Source organism: Ideonella sp. P3_A4 (assembly GCF_056403075.1).
Window position 1 is genome coordinate 1 of the sequence record NZ_JBFUGE010000951.1, and the last position, 1,698, is coordinate 1,698.

The 1,698-nt window shown below is 64.1% G+C and carries 1 protein-coding gene; it reads right to left on the bottom strand.

Annotated elements, in window-relative coordinates:
• Window positions 1–257: 257 nt before the first annotated feature.
• The gene (glmM, locus tag AC1DYI_RS34770; protein ID WP_477208656.1) at window positions 258–1,613 is read right to left on the bottom strand and encodes a phosphoglucosamine mutase; all 1,356 of its coding nucleotides are present in this window, start codon (window positions 1,611–1,613) and stop codon (window positions 258–260) included.
• Window positions 1,614–1,698 lie beyond the last annotated feature (85 nt).

A 1,698-nucleotide genomic window follows, 5' to 3' on the forward strand; every position in this document is an offset into this window, starting at 1 on the left:
GGGGCGAACAAGGGAAGTCAGCATGTCGTCAAACCTTTCTACAGTGTCCGGCCGGCGCAACTGCGCACCCTTCGGCTCGGTTCGAGCGGGACTGTAGGAAGGTTCTGTGACACCTCCGTGACGCTTGGTCGGCGGCGTCATTGACTCAACCCGCTGCGTGACAGGCGTCATGCGACTGTCACGCAATGGTCATCAGGCTTTTTCTAGCTTGTTCGGCCTTCTTCTCTCTTCTTCCGTTTCTTTGCCGTCACCTCGACCTAGCGCGAGGCTCGAGCAAGGTCGGCCAGGCGCTGCGCCAGTTCGTTGGCCTGTTGCGCTTCACGCGCTTCGACCATCACGCGCAACACTGGTTCGGTGCCCGAAGCGCGAATCAGCACCCGCCCCGACCTGCCCAATTCGCCCTTGACCGCCTCGATTTCCTGGGCCAATGCCTTGTTGGCAGTCCAGTCGGCACCATCGGCCAGCCGGACATTGATCATGGTCTGGGGGAACAGCACCACCTCGCTCAGCAACTCCGCCAGGTTGCGGCCGCTGCGCTGAACCGCTTGCAGCACCTGTAGCGCACTGACGATGCCGTCGCCGGTGCTGTGCTTGTCCAGCGCCAGCAAGTGGCCAGAACTTTCGCCGCCCAACAACCAGCCACGCCGGCCCAGTTCTTCCAACACATAGCGGTCACCGACCTTGGTGCGGACCAGCTCGATGCTCTGCCCGGCCAACGCCACCTCGACCGCCATGTTGGTCATCAGCGTACCGACGATGCCTGGCACCGCCTCACCCTGTGCGCGACGGTCCATCGCCATGAGATAAATCAGTTCGTCGCCGTTGTAGAGGCGGCCAGCGGCGTCGACCAGTTGCAGACGGTCCGCATCACCGTCCAGCGCGACGCCGTAGTCAGCGCCATGCTCTTTGACCGCCGCAACCAGGGCCTGCGGCGCCGTGGCGCCAAAGCCGGCGTTGATGTTGGTGCCGTTGGGCGAGCAGCCGATGCTGACGACTTCGGCACCCAGTTCATGAAAGACGGCCGGCGCGACCTGGTAGGCAGCACCATGAGCGGCATCCACCACCAGCTTCAGGCCTTTCAGCGTCAGCTCGCCGCTGACCGTGGATTTGCAGAATTCGACGTAGCGGCCCTGCGCATCGGCCAACCGGCGGGCCCGGCCCAACCGCGCAGACTCCACCCATTGCGGCGGCTCGGCCAGCGCGCTTTCGACCGCCACCTCCCAGGCATCCGACAACTTTTCGCCCTTGGCGGAAAAGAACTTGATGCCGTTGTCGGGGAAAGCATTGTGCGAAGCGCTGATCACCACCCCCAGGTCCAGCCGCAATGCACGGGTCAGGTAGGCCACGCCCGGCGTAGGCAGCGGGCCGGTCAGCAGCACGTCGACCCCTGCGGAGGCAAAGCCGGCTTCCAACGCCGACTCCATCATGTAGCCGGAGATACGGGTGTCCTTGCCGATCAAGATTGCCGGCGCGCGCTTGCTGCCGCGCCGTTGCAGGCCTTGTTGCAGAACGCGGCCAACGGCGTGGCCCAGGCGCAGCGCGAAGTCTGGGGTGATCGGGTCTTGCCCCACGGTGCCGCGGATGCCATCGGTGCCGAAATACTGGCGTGTCATGTTGTTCTGCTCCTCTTGAGTTCTGATCGGATGAAAGGGTCTCAGGCAACTGTGCCGAGTCCTGCGGCGTTCCAGACCTTCAGCG

Excerpts from the sequence above, each read along its gene's own strand:
- glmM (WP_477208656.1), bottom strand. The coding sequence starts at position 1,613 with ATGACACGCCAGTATTTCGGCACCGATGGCATCCGCGGCACCGTGGGG.